We start from the raw sequence: 22,389 nt of genomic DNA, 5'->3' as shown, positions 1-22,389 counted from the left end.
GAATACTCTTACAGCTCGGTAATGGCTTTGCCTTTTCTTAGTTTACGAACCCACATTCGACTTGGGTGAAGTTCGGTCAATACATCAACCGGTAATGGCAGCGGGTCCCCACAGATCTGGGAGGCCAACACTTCAGCTAATAATGGTGCAGAGCTCAGTCCACGAGATCCTAAACCTAAGAAGCAGAATAGGTTAGGGTACTGATGAATGGTTTCTACCTCTTCTGCTTTTTGATTTTGTAAGTTGGCGTATTGCGTTTTGATCGTCTCAAAGTCACCCACATTCCCGACAAATGGTAAGTGATCTCGGCTAACACAACGAATACCTTGGCGAGATTGATTATCAGTGATATCTACCTCTTTTGCCCATGTTTGATTCGGTACACATTTCACTAGCTTTTCCGCATTATCTTTTTGGGCGTTTTCATCAAATTCGTAGTCAAGGTGACTGCGGTCGTAGCTTGCACCGATACACAAGTGTTGATTACTTGGGTTAACAGGTGTCATGTAACCGTCGTAACACAACACCGTTTTCAGCTGACTCAGCGTTTCTGTTGCTGGCGCATGACTGACTTGTCCTTTCACTTGTCCCATTGGTAGGGAAGCGGTTTGACTCAATGTCTGGAACTCATGGCCGTTCGCAATTACAACCGTTGAGTGCTCAAATGTTTGACCACTCGCCGTTAGTAGCCAGAACTGACGCTTTTCATCCCAATCTAATGCCTCAACATGGTGTTCAAACTTCGTTGAGAGTAACGACGTCTTCTCCAATTGTTTAATTAACCCGCGAGTTAACTCGGCAGGGCACAGCCACCCTCCCATTGGGTAGTGCACAGACGCCATATCAATAGGTAACCCGATAGTGTTCGCAGTCTCCTCGGCGGACAGCTTGTGAATGAGCTCTGGAGTGAAGTTACCCGCAAGCATTTTCTCCAGTTTGTCTGTGGATTTGTCATCCCACATCAACTGAGTTACGCCACACCAGTCATGATCAAAATCGATCTCTTGTGCTGCTTGTTCAACAAACTGACGTGCGAACAAAAATGCAGGAGCAAACACTCGTGAAACACCCGTGTGCGGGCCATTAAGCAGTGGATAAACGGCTCCTTGTCGATTGCCTGAAGCTCCTTTGGCTGGTTGTTTGTCTTTACAGTAAAGGGTGACGTTTTGGCCACGACGAACTAACGTTTTCGCTAACGCCGCGCTAGCTATACCACCACCAATGATGGCAATCGAATCAAGATTGCTAGATGCTGAGCGATTGAACCAAGGGAGATGGTTCGACTGCTTTTCACGTTGCTCCATAGAGCCGGCGATCATTTCTCGCTTAGTGCCGAAACCTTTCACCTTTTTCATTGTAAAGCCAGCTTCGTTCAAACCACGACGTACAAAGCCTGCTGCGGTAAACGTGGCAACTGTACAATCTTGCTTGGCTAGCTTTGCCATGTTGTTGAACAGGCCTTGGTTCCACATTTCTGGGTTTTTGCTTGGCGCGAATCCATCTAAGAACCAAGCATCAATCAAACCTTGTTCGTTGTATGGAACTTGCGGCATGCAGTCTTTAATGTCACCAAACCAAAGGTCGAGTGTGATTGCGCCGTCTTCTAAAACAATGCGATGACACTCCGGCACAGCGGCAGGGTAGTGCTTTTGTAACTTTTCCGCGTATTCAGCTAGCTCAGGCCAAGCTTCATGCGCCTTCTTTAAATCGGCTTTGCTTAATGGGTATTTTTCAAAGCTAATAAAATGCAGCTCTTTCAATGTTGCGTCCGGATGCTGACGACGAAACTCACTAAACCACTGGCATACTGCTAAGAAGTTTAATCCCGTGCCAAATCCTGTTTCACCAATGACAAAACGTCTTTGGTCAAATTCCTGCCATCTTTCTGGGAGATGATTTTGGTTTAAGAAAACGTAGCGTGTCTCTTCAAGACCGTTTACGTTAGAGAAGTAAACATCATCAAATTGGTCTGAAACCGGAGTACCAGCTTCGTTCCAACCAAGTTCTGCGTTTTTTATTGAAGTCATAATGGTGCAAATTTGTGATTTGGCGCGGTAAGAATGGGGCGATTGTACGAATTTATGGGAAAGCTGACCACTTTTGTTGACTATCTTAGTTATCATCTAGCGGATTTTTGAATTATAGGAATGTCATAATGAAACGAGTCGTAATCACCGGTATGGGTATTGTTTCAAGTATCGGTAACAACGTCGAAGAAGTTCTAGCGTCTCTTAAAGCGGGCAAATCTGGCATCACTGCATCTGAGCAGTTCAAAGAACACGGTCTTCGTTCGCAAGTATGGGGTGACCTAAAAATCAACCCGGCGGAACACATCGACCGTAAGCAGATGCGCTTTATGGGTGATGCGGCTGCTTATGCATACCTATCAATGGAGCAGGCAATCGCAGACGCTGGTCTTACAGAAGAACAGGTTTCAAACGATCGTACCGGTATCGTTGCAGGTTCTGGCGGTGCTTCTGCATACAATCAAACGGTAGCGACAGACACGATGCGCGCCAAAGGCGTAAAGCGAGTTGGTCCTTACATGGTTCCTCGTACTATGTCTTCTACTGTTTCTGCCTGTCTTGCTACGCCATTTAAGATTCGTGGCGTGAACTACTCAATGAGCTCTGCATGTGCAACATCTGCACACTGTATCGGCCATGCTATGGAGCTTATTCAACTAGGCAAACAAGATATTGTTTTTGCTGGTGGCGGCGAAGAGCTAGATTGGTCTCAAACTATGATGTTTGATGCGATGGGCGCACTGTCAACCAAATACAATGACACGCCAGACAAAGCATCTCGTACATACGATGCAGACCGTGACGGTTTTGTTATCTCGGGCGGCGGCGGCATGCTGGTTATTGAAGAACTAGAGCACGCACTGGCACGTGGTGCGAAAATCTACGGTGAAATCGTAGGTTACGGTGCGACATCAGATGGCTACGACATGGTAGCGCCATCAGGTGAAGGCGCAATTCGTTGTATGAAGATGGCGATGCAAGACGTTGATGGTGTGGATTACATCAACACGCACGGCACATCGACACCAGTTGGTGACGTGAAAGAGCTTGGTGCTATCCAACAATTGTTTGGTGAGAACAGCCCTGCAATCTCTGCAACAAAAGCAATGACTGGCCACGCACTCGGCGCAGCGGGCGTGCACGAAGCAATTTACTCAACACTTATGCTAGACAAAAACTTCATTGCTCCAAGCATCAATATTTCAAACTTGGACGAAGCAGCACAAGGTCTGGACATCGTGACAGAAGCACGTGATGCAGAGCTAACGACCGTAATGTCAAACAGCTTTGGCTTTGGCGGCACAAACGCAACTTTGGTTATTAAAAAGTACCAAGGTTAACTGAATTTGTTGGCGCCTTGCGAGAGTACTGTAAACGCCAACAATCCAGTTTCCAGAGCTTGATCAGTCACACTGATCGAACAGACGCAGACTCTATCCCATGGAGAGCGGGATAGGATCCTTTTGTTCTGGAACTTTGCCCGGCTATTTAGCCGGGCTTTTTCTTTTCTCTGTTTCTGCTTTTCTCTAGGCTTCCCGTCAATTGATTCTATAGGAGTTACCTCCTTGAGGTTTATTGGTGTTATATCTTGAGATTTTTCGGGAAAAGGGCACAATCGCTTTAGTTTCGCATCTTGCGAATAAACGAACTCTTACAAATGGATGTTAGAACGCTGGCGCTATGAAAATTATTGTTGATGAAAATATGCCGTATGCTGAAGAACTATTCAGCCAACTCGGTAACGTAATTCTAAAACCAGGTCGTACACTGACCGCCGATGATTTAGTGGATGTTGATGCCCTAATGATTCGCTCAGTCACCAAAGTGAATGCTGACCTGATCAGCAAAGCAAACAAGCTGAAGTTTGTTGGTACGGCCACGGCAGGCATGGATCATGTTGACCAAGCACTCTTAAAAGAGAAAGGCATTTTCTTCACTGCGGCGCCAGGGTGTAACAAAGTGGGTGTGGCGGAATACGCGTTCAGCGTGATGATGGTGCTCGCTCAGCAACAAGGTTTCTCGGTATTTGACAAGACGGTAGGTATTATTGGTGCAGGCCAAGTAGGTAGCTACCTAGAGAAATGTTTGAAAGGCATGGGTATTAAAGTTCTCATCAATGACCCATTCAAACAAGAGGCTGGTGATCCTCGTAGCTTTACTCCGTTGACAGAACTGATTGAAAGCTCAGACATCATTACACTACATACGCCAATCACCAAAGGTGGCCCATACCCAACGCATCATTTGATTGATGAGAAGGTATTAAATGGTCTCCGCAGCGATCAAATTTTGATTAACGCGGCTCGAGGTCCCATCGTTGACAACGCTGCTTTGAAACAACGTCTTTTGAAAAATGATGGCTTTACAGCGGCACTCGACGTATTTGAATTTGAACCAGAGGTTGATATGGAGCTTCTGCCTCTGCTAGCATTCGCAACCCCTCACGTTGCAGGCTACGGCTTGGAAGGGAAAGCTCGCGGTACAACGATGATTTTCAACAGCTACTGTGAGTTCTTAAATAACGAATTACGTGCGCATGCCAGCGATTTACTGCCAACCGCGCCTGTTCCTACTATGGTATTGGACAGAGCTTGGGACGAAGCAACACTGCATAACATCACGCAGTTAATCTATGATGTGCGTAGAGATGACGCTCTTTTCCGCCGTGAAATCAGTAAGCCAGGCGCTTTTGACCTGATGCGTAAAAACTACTGGGATCGCCGTGAATACAGCGCTGTCACGCTAGTGGGTAACAAAACATGTAACCTTGTTCCATTAGCAGAACTAGGTTTTCAGATTGAGGTAAGTCAATGAGCCAGCAATATAATGTTGCCATTTTAGGTGCGACCGGTGCGGTCGGTGAAACAATTTTGGATGTGCTTCAAGAGCGCAAATTCCCAGTAGGCGAAATCTTCCTACTCGCGAGTGAGCGCAGCGAAGGCAAGACTTACCGCTTCAATGGTAAAACGGTACGCGTTCAAAACGTAGAAGAGTTCGATTGGTCTCAAGCGCATATCGCACTGTTTTCTGCTGGTGGTGAGCTATCAGCCAAGTGGGCTCCAATTGCCGCTGATGAAGGCGTGATTGTTATCGACAACACATCACACTTCCGTTATGAGTACGACATTCCTCTTGTTGTGCCAGAAGTAAACCCAGAAGCGATTGCAGAGTTCCGTAACCGTAACATCATCGCCAACCCAAACTGTTCGACTATCCAAATGTTAGTCGCACTTAAACCAATCCACGATGCTGTCGGTATTGAGCGTATCAACGTTTCAACTTATCAATCGGTATCAGGTGCGGGTAAAGCGGGCATTGATGAGTTGGCTGGTCAAACCGCTAAGTTGCTAAATGGTCTGCCAGCTGACAAGAAGCAATTCTCTCAACAGATCGCGTTTAACTGTATTCCACAAATCGATCAGATGATGGAAAACGGCTACACCAAAGAAGAAATGAAAATGGTGTGGGAAACACAGAAGATCTTTAACGATCCATCAATCACAGTCAATCCAACGTGTGTACGTGTTCCTGTATTCTACGGTCACGCAGAAGCACTTCACATTGAGACTCGTTCACCTATCGATGCACAAGAAGTTGTTAACTTGCTTGAGCAAACAGACGGTATCGAAGTGTTCCACGGTGAAGACTTCCCTACACAAGTTCGCGATGCGGGCGGTAAAGACCATGTAATGGTTGGCCGTATCCGTAACGATATCAGCCATCATAGCGGCGTAAACCTGTGGGTTGTTGCTGATAACGTGCGTAAAGGCGCGGCAACTAACGCGGTGCAAATCGCAGAAGTTCTGATCCGCGATTACTACTAAGTCGCTTACAGTTCATTTCAAAGCCTCGCACAGTGCGAGGCTTTTTTGTACGAACGAAACAAAATAGTGTGAGATTAGTACGAATATGGCGATAGCCACACATTTTTTATTCTCAACGCTATAGTTTTGCATGCGATATCCGATATATTTAACCGATCACCATTTCAAATTGTATCTAGCACAAAACTGAGCCTTCTATGCGTCAAAATTATAAGCGTTTGTTAGCAGCCCTTGTGTTGATGAGCGCGACTCAGACATCATCAGTGGTTCAAGCCGAAGGAATTCGTCTTGTTGGACCGTCTGGTGAAGTGCAATCATCTCCAAGCTATGCTGAAGATATTGAGCGAGCATTACCTGCTCCTCCTGCGAATACTCAACCGTCACGTTTCTTTGGTCCGACTGGTGAAAATCAAACACTATGGTCGATCGCTTCAGAATTACGACCTTCACGCGGTGTTACCGTTCAACAAACGCTTCTTGCCATTTACCGAATTAACCCTCAAGCGTTTGAGAACCAAAACATTCATGAATTGATCCCAGGGAGTCGGCTACGAGTACCTTCTCTAGAGCAAGTGCAAAGCGCGACCACAGCGCAAGCTGTTGCGATTATGAAGGCGCATGAAGCTAAGTTAAAACAGCCGAAGCCGACAAATAGAGCGACGCCAGCACAACGAGTCACCGAACAACCAAAGCCACAAATTAAAGTAGAACCCAAGCCTGCGACTAAGCCAGAGACAGTGGCAGCAAAGGAGCCAAAACCAACTCCGAAAACAATACCCGTCATCCCTGCGCCACCAGTAACCACCTCTCCGCAGGGTGAAAAGCAGGTCAGTGCGCTAAAGGACAAACTTCAAGGCTCACAAAGTGAATTAGACTCATTAGAAGAGAAGAACCATCGTCTTCGATTGATGCTGTCAGAAGTGCAAAGCGAAGTCGAAACTTTGAAAAGCGAGCTGAATGACGAAGAACGCATTCGCTCAGAAGTCGAGAAGCTGCTTGCTGAAGAACGCCAGCGCCTTGCTGAACAACAACGCATGCAACCAAGCACCATGGACAAAATTTTGTCGAATGGTTGGCTTGTTGGTCTTGCGGCATTAATTCCTGGTGCTTTGATTGCGTTGCTAGTTGTTATGCTTCTTGGTCGACGCTCTAAAGCGAAAGAGGAAGATGCGGCTGCACAGGAACAGCAAAACGTTGATCCTCTTGCGGCGCCAATCGGTTTAGCGGCGGCGGATGAGCTTGATGAAGAGCTCACGCTTGATGATGAATTGTTTGCAGATGAAGATATCAACACACAGTCTTTACAAGAAGAGAAGTCAGATTTAGAAGAAGACGTCTTTGCTAACCTCGACGATGAAGAACTTGATTTCAATCTGGAAGGGGACGATGACCCATTTGCAGATATTGGCGATGACGGCGACCTAGATGTTGGTCTGGATGAGTTTGAATCATCGAACAATGGTATCCAAGTCAACGGCGAAGAAAAAGCGCTTGGTTTAGAAGAAATGGAGCGAGCCTTAGATGAGGTTGCTCCAGAACTAGAAGTGCTCGATGACGATGAGTCTGGCTTCGATCTTTCGGATGATACGAATGAGAAATCAGACTCGCTTTCAGACGACGCATTTGCCGAGTTACTTGCAGCCGATGAGCCGTCAGAAGAGTTACCAAGTGACACTGTCGACCAGGATATGCTTGATGACTTGTTTGCTGAACTTGGCAACGATGACTTCGATTTAGATACTGATGAGCCTGAGTTAAAACAGCCTGTGTCGGATGATGACTTTAGTGTAGGAGAGGCATCTGACGACGATATCGATAAGCTATTGGCCCAGTATGAACAACCGGCTAGCGAATCGGAAGTTCGAGAAGCTGACGCCAATGAAGGTCCTGTTCTAGATGAAAACAGTACAGAGCTACTCGATGAACTCATTGATTTTGATGAAGATGACACAGACGAGTTTGATCCACTAAACGAGCTAGAAGCAATCTCTGGTTTTGAAGGTGATGACTCGATCGAAGAGTTAGACGCAGATAGCACAGACTTACTGGATGAACTCATTGATGATGTTACCTCTGAACTTGATGAAGAGACTGAAGCTGATTTAGATCCGTTTGATGATCTGATTCGAGAGGACGAGAGCCCAGAGCAGAATAAATCGGAAGAGGAAGAGTTACTGAAATCACTTGGTTTTGGTGAGCCAGACGCCGACGAAAAGCCATCTTCCGTAGTTGAGTCAGAACAAACTCATGAAGATCAGGACATTGAGTCTGGATTGGACATCGACGCTTTATTAAGTGAAAGCCAACCAGACACGCAACAAGCTGCAAAAGAGCAACCATTAACCGAGCCAGAGGCTGCTTCAGAGCCATTTAGCAGCGATGAATTTCTTGGTGATTTAGAGGACCTCTCACCAGAGAATGATCCTTTAATGAGCGAGCTAGACGACCTATTTGAGTCAGACAGTGAAGAACTTCTGCCAACAGAACAAGAAAAAGCGGATTTTTCTGCTGAACTTGACGCTCTATTTGATAGTGAAGACGATTTACCGCAGCAAGTTGAAAAAACACAAACGGAGATAGAGGAAGCTTCATCACTACAACAAGAGGCTACCGATACTGATTCAACACAAGAACCATCCGTGGAGTCCGGTGCTGAGGTACAGCCTCACGTTGAGCAAGAGGAAGACATTCCAGCCTTCACGCCGACACCAAATACAATAGAAAATGAATTCGGTGTTCCACAAGAAGAAGATTGGCTACTGGATGAGCCTGAATTGGAGCCGGAAACTGAGTCGACCAACGATTCAGAAGAAGAATTCAATTTTGATGAGCTAGATCTTCCAGAATTCAGCGAAGAAGATGCTCTAGCATCTATGGCTGGCGAACCTGCGTTAGAAACGTCCGAGTCCGTTGAACCAGAACAAATTGAAGCCGACTTGCCAGCTGAGTCCGAAGAAGAGTTCAATTTTGACGAGCTGGATCTTCCAGAATTCAGTGAAGAAGATGCCCTGGCGTCCATGGCTGGCGAACCTGCGTTAGAAACGTCCGAGTCCGTTAAACCAGATCAAGTCGAAGCTGACTTACCAACCGAGTCCGAAAAAGAGTTCAATTTTGATGAGCTCGATTTGCCAGAGTTCAGTGAAGAAGATGCACTGGCGTCTATGGCTGGCGAACCTACGTTAGAAACGTCCGAGTCCGTTAAGCCAGAACAAGTTGAAGCCGACTTGTCAGCTGAGTCCGAAGAAGAGTTCAATTTTGACGAGCTGGATCTTCCTGAGTTTAGTGAAGACGACGCATTGGCGTCTATGGCTGGCGAACCTGCGTTAGAAACGTCCGAGTCCGTTGAGCCAGAACAAGTTGAAGCCGACTTGCCAACTGAGTCCGAAGAAGAGTTCAATTTTGATGAGCTCGATTTGCCAGAGTTCAGTGAAGAAGATGCACTGGCGTCTATGGCTGGCGAACCTGCGTTAGAAACGTCCGAGTCCGTTGAGCCAGAACAGGTTGAAGCCGACTTGCCAGCTGAGTCCGAAGAAGAGTTCAATTTTGATGAGCTCGATTTGCCAGAGTTCAGCGAAGAAGATGCCTTGGCGTCGATGGAAGAAGAGCCAGAATTACCGAGCTCTGAGACTGCAGATATAGAACCAATCTCCGGTGAGGATGAAGAGTTAAGTTTTGACGACCAAGATCTTCCAGAGTTCAATGAGGAAGATGTTCTCGCGTCAATGAACGAGGGTGCGCCAGAGAGCCCTAAGGTTGAAGCAGAGACATCGAGACCAGCTATTCAAGCCGATAACGATCATGATGCTTTGTTTGAAGTATTTGCGCAGCAAAACGGCTTTGATACTGACCCAAAAGTGCAGCCAACAGCGACAGAGGGTGAGCCGCTCAGTAATTTGGATGATGAATCATCAATGGCTAACCTTCTTGCGGAAGACGCAAACTCAGAAGTATTTGAAGGTAAACTAGACAGTGACACCATCGCAAGTGCAGGTATGGATTTTGAAACCATGCTTGATGTTGGAGATGATTGGGATGGCTTTAAACCCGCTGCTGATAACGTAAGTTCTACTGAAGAAGTGCCTGAGGACCAGCGTGATGTTTGGAATTCGAGTGATGCACTAAGTCAGCCAGAGATCGCGCAAGAAAACTGGGCAGAGCAAAGCGACTTGGATGACTTCGACCCGAAGAAAAATCAATTTATGACGATTGATGAATTGATGGCTCAGGTCGACAGAGAAGGTGGTGAGTTCGAAGAAGAAGACCTTAAGCTCGATGTCGGATTGAACGAGTTTCCAGATGTTATCGGTGAGATCGGCGATATTGACGTAGATAGCAATGCTGAAGCGGCTGGGAAACTGGATTTGGCTAAAATCTATCTCGAGATGAACGATTCTCAAGGGGCGATTAAACTACTAGAAGAGGCGATTGTTTACGGTGAGGATGATATTCGCCGCGAAGCAAAAAGCCTGATTGACGCCATTAATGGCCGATAAACCGAAACAAAAGGGTAGCGTTTGCTACCCTTTTTGTGTCCCGTTAGTATGATGCTACCTTTATGTCACCCTTGGTGAAGCTGGCAACTTGAGGTGACTTGAGTATATACTTCCCGCCCCATTTTAGAGTTCGAAGGTTAAGATGAGAATCGCATTAGGTATCGAGTACAACGGTACAAACTACTTTGGTTGGCAGCGCCAAAGAGAAGTGAAAAGTGTCCAAGAAGAGCTAGAGAAAGCATTGTCCGTCGTCGCTAATCACCCAGTTGAAGTTCAGTGCGCTGGTCGGACAGACGCAGGCGTGCATGGCACGGGACAAGTTGTGCACTTTGATACCAACGTTACTCGAAAAATGGTAGCTTGGACCATGGGCGCAAACGCGAACATGCCGAGCGATATAGCGGTTCGTTGGGCTCAAGAAGTTTCAGATGATTTCCATGCAAGATTCTCAGCGACAGCGCGCCGTTATCGTTACATTATTTTCAATCATGCTTTACGTCCAGGCATCTTAAACTCGGGGGTTAGTCACTATCATGGTGAGCTCGACGAGAAAAAAATGCATGAAGCAGGGCAGTTCCTACTCGGCGAAAATGATTTTACGTCGTTTCGCGCGGCGCATTGTCAGTCTCGCAGTCCATTTCGAAACTTGATGCATCTGAACGTTACGCGCCATGGAAACTATGTGGTTATTGATATTAAAGCCAATGCGTTCGTGCATCATATGGTTCGTAATATCACGGGTAGCTTGATAAAAGTTGGACGTGGCGAAGAGAGTCCAGAATGGATCAAGTGGTTATTAGACGCCAAAGATCGCAAACTAGCGGGTGCGACAGCGAAAGCGGAAGGTCTGTACCTGGTAGATGTAGACTACCCAGAAGAGTTTGGGTTACCTGAAGTGCCGATCGGTCCACTGTTTTTACCAGATAATTTGAACTAATTTTACAAACTTATTTCAAAATATCGGTAGTGTTTACATTGAATGTGAACGGAAAACATACGCTATTTACGATATCAAAAATAGGTACAACCAGTTTTTTATCTACAGTAGCTGCAAGATATGGTTTAATCCGTCGGTATTATGTCGAATTTATATCTTTCGCAATGAAGCGGAAGAGTTGAGAGAAAAGGTCTTCCATGAGTTGGCTTGAAAAGATTTTAGAGAAAAGCAATCTAGTAAGTTCACGCAAAGCTTCTATCCCAGAAGGTGTGTGGACTAAATGTACCTCTTGTGAACAGGTTTTATACCATGCAGAGCTAGAGCGTAACTTAGAAGTTTGTCCAAAGTGTAACCATCACATGCGTATGAAAGCGCGTCGTCGTTTGGAAACATTTTTAGATGAAGGTAATCGAGTTGAATTAGGTTCTGAACTTGAGCCACAGGATAAACTGAAATTTAAAGATTCTAAGCGATACAAAGAGCGTATCTCTGCTGCACAAAAAAACAGCGGTGAGAAAGATGCGCTAGTTGTGATGCAGGGTGAATTGCTTGGTCTGCCGCTTGTGGCGTGTGCGTTTGAATTCTCCTTCATGGGTGGTTCAATGGGTTCAGTCGTTGGTGCTCGCTTTGTGAAAGCAGTGGATGCAGCCATTGAAAATAACTGTGCGCTTGTTTGTTTCTCAGCAAGTGGTGGTGCTCGTATGCAAGAGGCTTTAATGTCTCTTATGCAAATGGCAAAAACCAGTGCTGCGCTTGAGCGTTTATCAGAAAAAGGTCTGCCGTTTATTTCTGTTCTAACTGACCCTACAATGGGTGGTGTATCAGCAAGTTTGGCTATGTTGGGTGATATCAACATCGGTGAACCTAAGGCCCTCATTGGCTTTGCTGGTCGTCGTGTAATCGAGCAAACTGTACGTGAAGATCTTCCTGAAGGTTTCCAGCGTAGTGAGTTCCTACTTGATCACGGTGCTATTGATATGATCGTTGACCGTCGTGAAATGCGTCAGCGTGTGGGTGGTCTTATCGCTAAGATGACTAACCACAAGTCTCCTTTGGTGGTTTCGGTTAACGAATCTCCAAATGAAGAGCCATATTCTGTACCAGAAGCGGACGAAAAAGGGTAAAGTATCAACTAACATAAAAACCAAAGAATTTAATGGTTAAAGTTAGATGACCCAAAACCCAACTCCTCAAGCCACATCTTCATTAGAGATGTGGCTTGATTATTTAGCAAATATTCATTCCTCAGCAATTGATCTAGGCTTAGACCGTGTCCAAGCGGTAGCAAACAAAGCCAATCTTACCAAACCAGCTCCAACCGTAATCACCGTTGCCGGAACCAATGGCAAAGGCTCAACGTGTGCGTTAATGGAAGCCATTTTACTTGATGCTGGCTATTCAGTCGGTGTTTACAGTTCTCCGCACCTGATTCGTTACAACGAGCGTGTACGCATTAATGGCGTTGACGTTGTAGATGCAAAGCACTGTAAAGCATTCGATTATGTAGAAAAGCAGCGTGGTGATGTTAGCCTTAGCCTCTTTGAATTCGGTACGCTTGCTGCGCTACGTATTTTCCAAGTAGAGAAAGTTGATGTTGTCTTACTTGAAGTAGGACTTGGCGGCCGTCTAGACGCCACTAACGTTGTTGACCATGATGTTTCTGTTATTACGAGCTTAGCGATCGATCATGTGGATTGGCTTGGTGATGACATCAATGTTATTGGTTTTGAAAAAGCGGGCATTTACCGTTCAGGGAAGCCAGCAATTTGTGGTCAACCGACGCCACCAGCGACCGTGGCGGCTCATGCTGACGATATTGGTTCTGAGTTCTTCCAAGTAGGTATTCAGTACGATTACCAACTAACTGATAATGGTTGGAAATGGAGCAGTGGGGCATTTGAGTTAGAGGATTTACCAATCCCATCGCTACCATTACAAAATGCAGCCACTGCACTGATGGCACTAGGGGCTTCGGAATTGCAAATCACTGACATAAATATTGTCAATGGCTTGAATAATGCGCGTTTGGCGGGGCGTATGCAAGTACTGCATCACGAACCTGAAATAGTCCTTGATGTCGCTCATAACCCGCACTCTGCTGAGTATTTGGTAGAGAGAGTGAAGCAACAATATCTGGGTAAGAATATCCATATTGTGGTTGCAATGCTGCATGACAAGGACATTAAAGCAACCATTGAAGCTCTAACTCCAGTTGCAACACAATGGTATCCAGCGTCGCTTACTGGACCGAGAGCGGCGACCGCTGATGAATTGTGCCAATACTTACCTGATGGGCAAGTTCATTTTGAAAACCCTGTTGACGCCTTCGAGAGTGCGAGAAGCCACGCAAAGACAGGAGACGTTATTCTGGTGGTTGGCTCATTCCATACCGTCGGAGAGGTATTGGAACATTGGCAATCAAATAATAAATAAGTAAAGGTATTTTGATGGCAAGTAAATTCCAAAGTCGTTTAGTCGGCACCATCATTCTAGTCGCAGTCGGAGTCATTGTTCTTCCCGATGTGCTAGATGGTAAGAAACTGCACTACAAAGAAGAATTTGCCAGTATTCCTATCAAACCAGAACTTGATAGTGATGTGGAAAACTTCGAAATACTAGAGCCAGTGGAAGACGACATTACGTTACCGGATTCTCCGGTTGAAGCTGTAGTGCAAGAACGTGAGGATGCTCAAGTAGCCGTTTCTGAGCCCGAGCCAGTGCCAACATCTAAACCTGAGGTCATCAAACAACCAGAGCAAGTTGAGGTCGTCACTCGTCCTGTTCAAGAGAAAAATCAATATGAAGATTCAGCTTGGATCATTCAGTTGATGGCACTTAAGAATCACGAAAATGCTGTCGCGCTTGTCGCGGATTTGCAAAAGCGTGGTTATCAAGCTCACACAAAGAAAGAAAACGAGTTTACGAGAGTGATTGTTGGCCCTGATGTGTCAAAAAGTAAACTTGAACGACAAGTTCAAGAATTACAAAAAATTACAGGTTCAAAAGGTCAATTGCTTAAATTTAAGCCATTAAATCCATAAGAAAACGTTTGCGTCAGCATTTTTTCTGTTAAAATGCGCGCCAACTTAAGATGAAGAAAAGATGAATTGGATAGATTTTATCATTTTAGGTGTGATCGGATTTTCAGCTCTGATCAGTTTAGTTCGCGGTTTTGCTAAAGAAGCTTTGTCTTTGGTGATTTGGTTCGGAGCGTTTTTTATCTCCAGTAATTACTATGCCAAATTGGCGGTGTACTTCACCAACATCGAAGATGATATGTTTCGTAACGGAGCGGCGATCGCGGCGTTATTTGTCGCAACCTTGGTAGTTGGTGCAGTGGTGAATTACGTCATTGGTCAACTGGTACAAAAAACAGGGCTATCAGGTACGGACCGAATTCTCGGGATTGTATTTGGTGGTCTACGCGGAGTCTTAATTGTTTCTGCGGTGCTGTTTTTTATGGATGCGTTTACTGCATTCCCAAGCTCGGATTGGTGGAAAGATTCACAGTTGATCCCTGAGTTCAGCCGTATCATCGCCCCATTCTTCGAGCATTTACAAGCAACATCAAGTTTTCTGTCTGGCACTATCTAGTAGTGCCAGCTACTGTCGCAAATCGAGGATTAGGACATGTGTGGTATTGTTGGAATCGTGGGCACAACGCCTGTAAACCAGTCTATTTATGACGCGTTAACGGTGTTACAGCATCGTGGCCAAGATGCCGCTGGTATTTGTACCATAGAAAGCAATCGTTTTCGTCTGCGTAAGGCGAACGGTTTAGTCAAGGATGTATTTGAAGCAAGACACATGCAACGCCTGCAAGGCGAGGTCGGAATTGGTCATGTTCGTTACCCTACAGCAGGCAGTTCAAGCGCTTCAGAAGCTCAACCTTTCTACGTAAACTCTCCTTTCGGTATTACACTTGCCCACAACGGTAACTTGACTAACGCTAACGAAGTTCGTCAGAAGCTGTTTGAAAAAGATCGCCGTCATATCAATACCACTTCAGACTCTGAAGTATTACTAAATGTACTGGCGCACGAAATTGACTCAGTAAAAGGAAATGTCACGACCGAAGACGTATTCCGCGCAGTTACCAATGTTCATCGCACAATTCGCGGTGCTTATGCTGTGACCGCCATGATCATTGGTCATGGTATGATTGCATTTCGTGACCCACACGGTATTCGCCCGCTCTGTTTAGGTAAGCGTGAAGTTAACGGCAGAGCAGAGTACATGGTTGCGTCTGAATCGGTGGCATTGGATGCGGTCGGTTTTGATTTCGTCCGTGATGTTGCACCTGGTGAAGCGATTTACGCAACGTTTGACGGTGAGCTTTACACGAAGCAGTGTGCAGATAATCCTAAGCTGAACCCTTGTATTTTCGAGTTCGTGTACTTTGCTCGTCCAGATTCGTTCATCGATAAAATTTCGGTATACAGTGCTCGCGTTGAAATGGGTAAAAAGCTGGGCGAACGTATTCGTGAAGATTACGCAAACCTTGATATCGATGTTGTCATTCCTATCCCTGAAACGTCTTGCGACATTGCACTGCAAATCGCTCAAGCGATCGATATCCCTTATCGCCAGGGTTTCGTGAAAAACCGTTATGTTGGACGTACGTTTATCATGCCTGGCCAGCAACAACGTAAGAAATCAGTACGTCGCAAGTTGAATGCTATTCGTTCGGAATTCAAAGGTAAGAATGTGTTGCTGGTGGATGACTCTATTGTTCGAGGTACAACGTCAGAGCAGATTATTGAGATGGCTCGTGATTCTGGTGCCAAGAAAGTGTACATGGTCTCAGCGGCTCCTGAAGTTCGTTTCCCGAACGTATACGGCATTGATATGCCAAGTGCTACAGAGCTTATTGCCCATGGCCGTGACAACGATACAATTTGTAAGCAGATTGGTGCCGATGCGCTTATTTATCAACGTCTAGAAGATTTGGTAGAAGCTGTAGGTCTTGGAAATCAAGACATTACTCAGTTCGATACTTCCGTGTTTAACGGTGAATACGTAACGGGTGATATCGACCAACAATACCTAGATTTTTTAGATGGTCTTCGTAACGATGATGCGAAAACACAACTTGAAATCCAACAGGACTTAGCAAACCTAGAGCTTCATAACGAAGGCGCATAGGATGCGCTTTCTTAAGTCGTAAAAAAACCAGAGCTTCGGCTCTGGTTTTTGTTTTCGCTATCTAATTAGTGAATGTTATAAGCGATCACAAAGTCAATAAAGAGGCGAACTTTCTCTGGCAGGTGATCTTTGTGGTTGTAAAGCATATAAATGTCGCGCGGGTTTGCACTCCAATCTGGCAGTACGCGTACCAAATCGCCGCTCTCGATGTACTCTTTGATCATGACATCTGGCATTAGTGTGATGCCTAAACCTTCGGAACAAGCGCTGCGCACCACATTGAGCGCGTTTGCTTGAAAACGACCACGGTCAACATTCACCACAGACTCGCCTTTACTATTAATCAAGGTCCACTTAATAAGCGGGTACCCTTTTAGCAATGAATGGTTAGAGAGCTCTTCTGCATGATGTGGCGCAGGATTCGAGGTTAGATAGTCAGGGCTTGCAACGAGAATATCCTTCACTTCGCCAATCTTACGCGCGATGAGGCTAGAGTCGCGTTGAGGTCCCACTCGAAAAATTACATCCCATTCAGTAGGGTCAAGCTTGTCCGCATTATTCTCTGTCGTTAGCTCAATGTTGATGTCCGGGTACTGCTTCATAAAGCTGTTGAACATCGGCATCATCATTCGTTTAGTTAAGTTGTAAGGCGCGGATATCTTAATCTTGCCGGATGCTCCTCGGCAGTCGTCAGTGATTTCCTCTGCTGCGGTTGTTAGCCTTTGTAGTAAAGGAGAGCACTCATGGTAAAAACGTTCCCCTGCTTCAGTGAGCGAGAGTTTGCGAGCATGACGGTTCAATAGTCGAAGATTGACAGAGTCTTCTAGCGCTTGAATGCGTCGGGTGATGGTCGCAACCGGGATCATGGTTTTTCGCGAAGTTGCGGTGTAGCTCCCATTTTCGACAACCAGTCGAAACAGGTTTAAGTCATCTAATTTCATATTTCCAGACACATTAAATTACCGATTACGGTTAATTTATAATTAACTTTGTGATCAAAGCTTGCTTTAAGTCAACATGTTGCATCATTTGAACACAGCAACCCTGTTTGAGTAAATACTGTTATACGCCGTAATATTTGTATTAATGCAGTTTCCGAGCTAAGTTTTATAACAAGGCGAAGCGGCCTCAGGTCTTGCTGTGACACGTTTTGCTGGAAGTAAACACAACAAAAATAATGACTTAATAATAAATCTGTTTTTTTGACTGAGCTTTGTGAGGTATAAAGGTATGTTTAAGACTCACAGTCAAACGGCAATGGTCTCGGCACAGGAAGTGATTAATCAAAAACTAATAATGTTGGTGGACGATGATCCAATATTTCGTAAAGTAACCAATGCCTATTTAGAAAGTCAGGGTTTTAAAGTAGTAGAAGCAGAAAACGGCCTAGAAGCGCTTCAACAACTCAGGGAATGCCAACCCGATCTTATCTTATGTGATTTATCGATGCCGGTCTTAGATGGTATCGAGTTCGTCGAAGAAGTTAGTCTCGAATACCCATATATGCCGCTTATCGTGGTATCAGGCACGGATGAAATGTCCGATGTCGCGAAAGCGTTGCGATTTGGTATTAAAGATTTTCTTCCTAAACCGATAGGTAATTATGAGCACCTATCTCAGGCGATAGAGAATACGCTAGAAGATACCGATAGTCACTTCTCAGAACAACGTGACTTTTCAAGTCAGTGGTTTAGAGTTGATGATGGTGGTGAAATCCCAGATGAACAAGAGCTGTATTGGCATCTGGAATATTTACAACAGAATCCGAGTGCGGCAAGAGATTTACTGCAAGCGCTATTGCCAGAGAAGGATGCTGCTCAGGGAGATTGGCGCTGCTCGTACCGTTTATTGCAATCGACGGATGTGATGCCCTTGGTTTTCGATTATCGTTGGTTAATGAATGGTCAATTTGCGTTTTATCTCGTTGATTCTGCTTCCCAAGCTAATGATGGAGTTGCGACGACATTGCTCGTTAGGGCATTGTTTGACGATTATCTCCGTAACTTGAAAAGTTTCAGTGCTGATCTCAAGGACATGGTAGGGATCATTGAAAAAGGAATTGAGTGTTCGGAGTGTGCGGGTGCAGTCAATGCTGTGTTTGGTGTCGCCGACCTCGCTTCATCCTCGGTCTCTATATTGCCTGCGGGTTTAGATAGCCATTGGTCTGACGGAAATACGAATCAACACATCGCAGCAGGTAACCGTTTAGGGGGAGGAAGTATGAAAAACTTCATCACCCGCGATTTACCGCTTAGTGTTGCAGGACAGTTGTCTATCGGGTGTTTAGGTTCTTCAAGTTTTAGTTTAAGTATTACCCGGAAATCCCGACTAGTATAATTATGACTTGCAAACCAATAAGCAGCGTCCTTACGCTGCTTATTATCTTTTTAGAACCACCAAAACAACATACGTTTAGTTTAATAACCTTACTTTTTGCTGGTGTTTAGATTTGGCTGTTTAATGTATAGTCAGCGCTTAAAACAATAATGACCCATTTGTGCAACGATAATTTAACGCTGTGCCTTGGGAGAAGCAAAGTCAACTAGTGAGAAGACACATCATGGCAGACAAAGATTTTAAAGAGCCTTATAATATTTTTTACTTTTTAGGTTTTATTGCAGTTCTTTTGATCCCAACACTTCCTGCAACGCTAACCTGGCTTCGTGTAATGAATGGTTACGCAGGCTTTTAATCTAGCTATTTTGTACCGGAGTTCACCATTCGTATTAAGCGTTACTTTTTCAATACTGTTGGTGGACTCTGTATTGTGCTCGGCATAGCCGGCATAGCCCTTCCACTGTTACCCACCACACCTTTTATTTTGCTTGCTAGCGCATGTTTTATGCGTGGTAGCCCCGCATTTCATCAATGGTTACATAACCACAAAACGTTTGGACCCATTCTCGACAATTGGCATAAGCATCGGGCTGTTACTTCAAAAGTAAAAAAGCGTGGTGCGATTTTTATTGCGCTTAGTTTCATGGTTTCAATCGTTGTTGTCCCCCTCGTTTGGGTAAAAATTGGTCTTTTAGTGATGCTAATCGTTTTACTCAGCTGGTTTATGCGTCTGCCTGTGATTGAGTTGGTTGCTGACCGAGAAGAAAATCACTAAGATTGTAGAGAATAGTGTGCCCGCTCTTCGAGTGGGCGTTTGTATTTTCAGCGCCTGTGACTTTTACGAAAATAAGCACATAGTGGTGAAAACCTATTGTTCGTTGCCCTCGTGATACTGCGATTAGAGAGGGCGATGAGCCAATCTAAGTAAATCGGTATTATGACTACAGAAACAATTTCACTGATCAAATCTAGCATCAAAAGCATCCAAGACTACCCAAAGCCAGGCATTCTATTTCGTGATGTGACGAGCCTTCTTGAAGACGCAAAAGCATACCAAGCGACGATCAACTTACTTGTTGAACGTTACAAAGATATGGGCTTTACCAAGGTTGTGGGTACGGAAGCTCGTGGCTTTCTATTTGGCGCGCCTTTAGCGCTTGAGCTAGGTGTTGGTTTTGTACCAGTGCGTAAACCAGGCAAGCTACCACGCCCTACTGTTGCTCAATCTTATGAGCTTGAATACGGCGTTGATACACTAGAAATCCATACAGATGCCATCGTTGAAGGCGACAAAGTACTGGTTGTCGACGATTTATTGGCAACGGGCGGTACTATTGAAGCGACGACTAAGCTGATTCGCCAACTGGGTGGTGAAGTTGAGCACGCTGCGTTCGTTATCAACCTACCAGAAATCGGTGGCGATAAACGTTTAGAAGCACTAGGTCTAAACGTGTACAGCATCTGCGATTTTGAAGGACATTAATACATTCAATGAGTTATTTAGCTTTAGCGCGAAAATGGCGTCCTAATCAGTTTGACCAAGTTGTCGGACAAAAACATGTCCTGACGGCGTTGGAAAACGCACTGGCGCAAAACCGTTTACACCATGCTTATCTGTTCAGCGGGACTCGTGGTGTGGGTAAAACGAGTATCGGTAGGCTGTTTGCCAAAGGCTTGAACTGCGAAACCGGCATTACCGCGACACCTTGTGGTAAGTGTGATACTTGTCGTGAAATTGATGAAGGTCGCTTTGTCGATCTTCTTGAAATCGACGCAGCATCACGTACTAAAGTTGAAGACACTCGTGAACTGTTAGACAACGTTCAATACAAACCTGCTCGTGGACGTTTTAAAGTGTACCTCATCGATGAGGTGCACATGCTATCGCGTCACTCTTTCAACGCGTTGTTGAAAACCCTGGAAGAGCCGCCAGAGTATGTGAAGTTCTTACTCGCAACAACTGATCCACAAAAGCTGCCTGTCACTATATTGTCGCGTTGTCTTCAGTTTCATCTGAAACCAATCAGCGTTGATGAGATTCACCAGCAACTTGATTACATCCTAGGTCAAGAGCAAGTTTCAGCAGAGCCAAAAGCGTTGGGTATGATCTCACATGCTGCAGATGGCAGTATGCGTGATGCTCTCAGCTTGACTGATCAAGCAATTGCATTAGGTAACGGTGCGGTGCAAACCGATATTGTCAGCCACATGTTGGGGACGATTGATACCGACCAAGCGATTCACTTACTAGAGTCAATCAGCAGCAAGCAACCTCAACAAGCCATGGATAAAATCCAGCAATTAGCAGCAAATGGTGTTGAGTGGGATGGTTTGTTGCAGCAAGTCGCAACACAGCTTCATCGAATTGCGATGTATCAAGCGCTGCCAGCGTCGCTAGACCGAGCGCAGCCAGATGCAGAAAAAATCGAGTTGTTGAGTAAAGCACTAAGTCCGCAAGACGTTCAGCTTTACTACCAAATTGCATTGAAAGGTCGTGAAGATTTGACTCTCTCGCCAAATGGGCGAGTCGGTCTGGAAATGATTGTGCTGCGTATGATGGCGTTCCGCCCATCAAGTAACAGTGGGGCAAATGTTGTTTCCAGTAACTGCGAATCAGCTTCAGCCCCAGTTCAAAGTGCCAGTCAATCAAAGGCTGCGCCAGTTCAGACCGCAGCTGCCCCTCGAGCTCAACAGCCGAGTCCAGCACAAAGCACACCACAAGTGGCGCCTCAACCTTCATCCAGTTCGCAACCTGAGTATCAAGCGAGTGGATATGAGACGGTTCCACCACAGTATGATATGGCGCCGCCGATGAGTGAAAACCCAGCGCCGCAGCATGAAACGCCACCTCAACAAATGCAAGAGAGCGTTTCAACACCAGCGCGCGGTGGTCTAAGCGGTTTACGTCACCAATTACGTTCTCAGCGTCAAGGCCTACAACAGAATACTCCTCAAAATGGTGGCTCAAAAAAGCCTAAAGCGGCATCTGCACAACCAGAATCGGTTATCGACCGAGTAGCGCAATTGCATGGCAATTCCGCGCAGGTGTCGCCAAACTTAGCTCCGAAGTCGACGGAGCCACAAGTTGAGGAAGCGTATCGCTGGCGTCCAAGCAAGCCTGTTGAGACAAAAGTAAATACAAAACTGACACCTACGCAGCTCAAGCAGGCACTTGAGCATGAGAAAACGCCTGAAATGGCACAAAAGCTCATCGATGAGTCATTAGAACATAATGAATGGGCGAAGCTAATCAGCTTAATGGAGATCCCTAAGCTGGTAGAGCAACTTGCGCTAAACTCTCATTATAGTAAGGAAGGAACAACCGTTTCGTTACTATTGAGAAGCAGCCAAGCTCATTTGAATACTGATAGAGCTCAAGCCGAATTGCTTAAAGCACTTAATACCGTGTTGGGTGAAGAGTGCCACATGAGCATCGAAATAGGGGAGAGTGGAGAAACACCACTTGAACTGAGAGATAGGCTCTACCAAGAGAAATTACAGCAAGCGCTGAACAGTTTAGAAAACGATCCAAATGTTCAATTTATTGAACGTCGTTTTGCTGCAGAGCTTGATAAAGATAGTGTGCGCCCTATCTAATAATCGAATGGAATGGGGTTGAAAACCCA

Annotated in this window: 17 protein-coding genes; 15 read left to right on the top strand and 2 right to left on the bottom strand. The window is 45.4% G+C overall.

Annotation, left to right across the window (positions count from 1 at the left end; all coding sequences use genetic code 11):
* Positions 1-8 precede the first annotated feature (8 nt).
* Positions 9-2,027 carry a bifunctional tRNA (5-methylaminomethyl-2-thiouridine)(34)-methyltransferase MnmD/FAD-dependent 5-carboxymethylaminomethyl-2-thiouridine(34) oxidoreductase MnmC gene (gene mnmC, locus IJ23_RS22180; protein ID WP_033907372.1) on the bottom strand — a complete coding sequence of 673 codons (2,019 nt, stop codon included), beginning with the start codon at positions 2,025-2,027 and terminating at the stop codon, positions 9-11.
* A gap of 128 nt (positions 2,028-2,155) precedes the next feature.
* Here mnmC and fabB point away from each other — a divergent pair, with 128 nt between their 5' ends.
* The 10 genes from fabB (at position 2,156) to purF (ending at position 16,426) form a co-directional block, all read left to right on the top strand.
* A complete protein-coding gene (fabB, locus tag IJ23_RS22175) occupies positions 2,156-3,367 on the top strand; it encodes a beta-ketoacyl-ACP synthase I (RefSeq protein WP_005380557.1) in 1,212 nt (403 codons plus the stop codon).
* A gap of 340 nt (positions 3,368-3,707) precedes the next feature.
* Complete coding sequence (locus IJ23_RS22165; RefSeq protein ID WP_033907371.1) at positions 3,708-4,841, top strand: 4-phosphoerythronate dehydrogenase; 1,134 nt, start codon at positions 3,708-3,710, stop codon at positions 4,839-4,841.
* Positions 4,838-5,851 (top strand): aspartate-semialdehyde dehydrogenase, encoded by a 1,014-nt coding sequence (locus tag IJ23_RS22160; RefSeq protein WP_005380562.1) that lies wholly within the window; start codon positions 4,838-4,840, stop codon positions 5,849-5,851. The genes IJ23_RS22165 and IJ23_RS22160 overlap by 4 nt, the downstream gene beginning before the upstream one ends.
* A gap of 197 nt (positions 5,852-6,048) precedes the next feature.
* Positions 6,049-10,344, top strand: a complete 4,296-nt coding sequence (locus tag IJ23_RS22155) for a FimV/HubP family polar landmark protein (RefSeq protein ID WP_033907369.1) — start codon at positions 6,049-6,051, stop codon at positions 10,342-10,344.
* Positions 10,345-10,486: 142 nt separating this feature from the next.
* Positions 10,487-11,281 (top strand): tRNA pseudouridine(38-40) synthase TruA, encoded by a 795-nt coding sequence (gene truA / locus IJ23_RS22150; RefSeq protein WP_033907367.1) that lies wholly within the window; start codon positions 10,487-10,489, stop codon positions 11,279-11,281.
* A 197-nt stretch (positions 11,282-11,478) separates the two neighbouring features.
* Complete coding sequence (gene accD, locus IJ23_RS22145) at positions 11,479-12,405, top strand: acetyl-CoA carboxylase, carboxyltransferase subunit beta (RefSeq protein WP_005380583.1); 927 nt, start codon at positions 11,479-11,481, stop codon at positions 12,403-12,405.
* A gap of 46 nt (positions 12,406-12,451) precedes the next feature.
* A complete protein-coding gene (gene folC / locus IJ23_RS22140) occupies positions 12,452-13,714 on the top strand; it encodes a bifunctional tetrahydrofolate synthase/dihydrofolate synthase (RefSeq protein ID WP_033907364.1) in 1,263 nt (420 codons plus the stop codon).
* 14 nt (positions 13,715-13,728) lie between these two features.
* Complete coding sequence (locus IJ23_RS22135; RefSeq protein ID WP_005380588.1) at positions 13,729-14,322, top strand: SPOR domain-containing protein; 594 nt, start codon at positions 13,729-13,731, stop codon at positions 14,320-14,322.
* A gap of 61 nt (positions 14,323-14,383) precedes the next feature.
* Positions 14,384-14,875, top strand: a complete 492-nt coding sequence (locus IJ23_RS22130; RefSeq protein ID WP_005380590.1) for a CvpA family protein — start codon at positions 14,384-14,386, stop codon at positions 14,873-14,875.
* A gap of 36 nt (positions 14,876-14,911) precedes the next feature.
* Positions 14,912-16,426 carry an amidophosphoribosyltransferase gene (purF, locus tag IJ23_RS22125; RefSeq protein WP_005380592.1) on the top strand — a complete coding sequence of 505 codons (1,515 nt, stop codon included), beginning with the start codon at positions 14,912-14,914 and terminating at the stop codon, positions 16,424-16,426.
* A gap of 65 nt (positions 16,427-16,491) precedes the next feature.
* Here purF and IJ23_RS22120 read toward each other — a convergent pair whose 3' ends face one another.
* Positions 16,492-17,367 (bottom strand): LysR family transcriptional regulator, encoded by an 876-nt coding sequence (locus tag IJ23_RS22120; RefSeq protein ID WP_005384959.1) that lies wholly within the window; start codon positions 17,365-17,367, stop codon positions 16,492-16,494.
* 289 nt (positions 17,368-17,656) lie between these two features.
* Here IJ23_RS22120 and IJ23_RS22115 point away from each other — a divergent pair, with 289 nt between their 5' ends.
* The 5 genes from IJ23_RS22115 to dnaX all read left to right on the top strand — a co-directional run bounded on the left by IJ23_RS22115 (position 17,657) and on the right by dnaX (position 22,360).
* Complete coding sequence (locus tag IJ23_RS22115; protein WP_005380606.1) at positions 17,657-18,763, top strand: response regulator; 1,107 nt, start codon at positions 17,657-17,659, stop codon at positions 18,761-18,763.
* Between the two features lie 223 nt (positions 18,764-18,986).
* Positions 18,987-19,118 (top strand): hypothetical protein, encoded by a 132-nt coding sequence (locus tag IJ23_RS25730; protein ID WP_005380608.1) that lies wholly within the window; start codon positions 18,987-18,989, stop codon positions 19,116-19,118.
* A 33-nt stretch (positions 19,119-19,151) separates the two neighbouring features.
* On the top strand, positions 19,152-19,538 hold the full coding sequence (locus IJ23_RS22105) for a YbaN family protein (protein WP_080276930.1): 387 nt from the start codon (positions 19,152-19,154) through the stop codon (positions 19,536-19,538).
* Positions 19,539-19,700: 162 nt separating this feature from the next.
* Positions 19,701-20,246 carry an adenine phosphoribosyltransferase gene (apt, locus tag IJ23_RS22100; RefSeq protein WP_005380615.1) on the top strand — a complete coding sequence of 182 codons (546 nt, stop codon included), beginning with the start codon at positions 19,701-19,703 and terminating at the stop codon, positions 20,244-20,246.
* Positions 20,247-20,254: 8 nt separating this feature from the next.
* Complete coding sequence (gene dnaX, locus IJ23_RS22095; RefSeq protein ID WP_033907362.1) at positions 20,255-22,360, top strand: DNA polymerase III subunit gamma/tau; 2,106 nt, start codon at positions 20,255-20,257, stop codon at positions 22,358-22,360.
* The last annotated feature ends 29 nt before the right edge of the window (positions 22,361-22,389 follow it).

The sequence above is a fragment of the Vibrio sp. OY15 genome, from assembly GCF_000742455.1.
Taxonomy (GTDB): domain Bacteria; phylum Pseudomonadota; class Gammaproteobacteria; order Enterobacterales; family Vibrionaceae; genus Vibrio; species Vibrio alginolyticus.
Note: the sequence above shows the minus strand (reverse complement) of the source record. Positions and strands in the feature narration are given on the sequence as shown.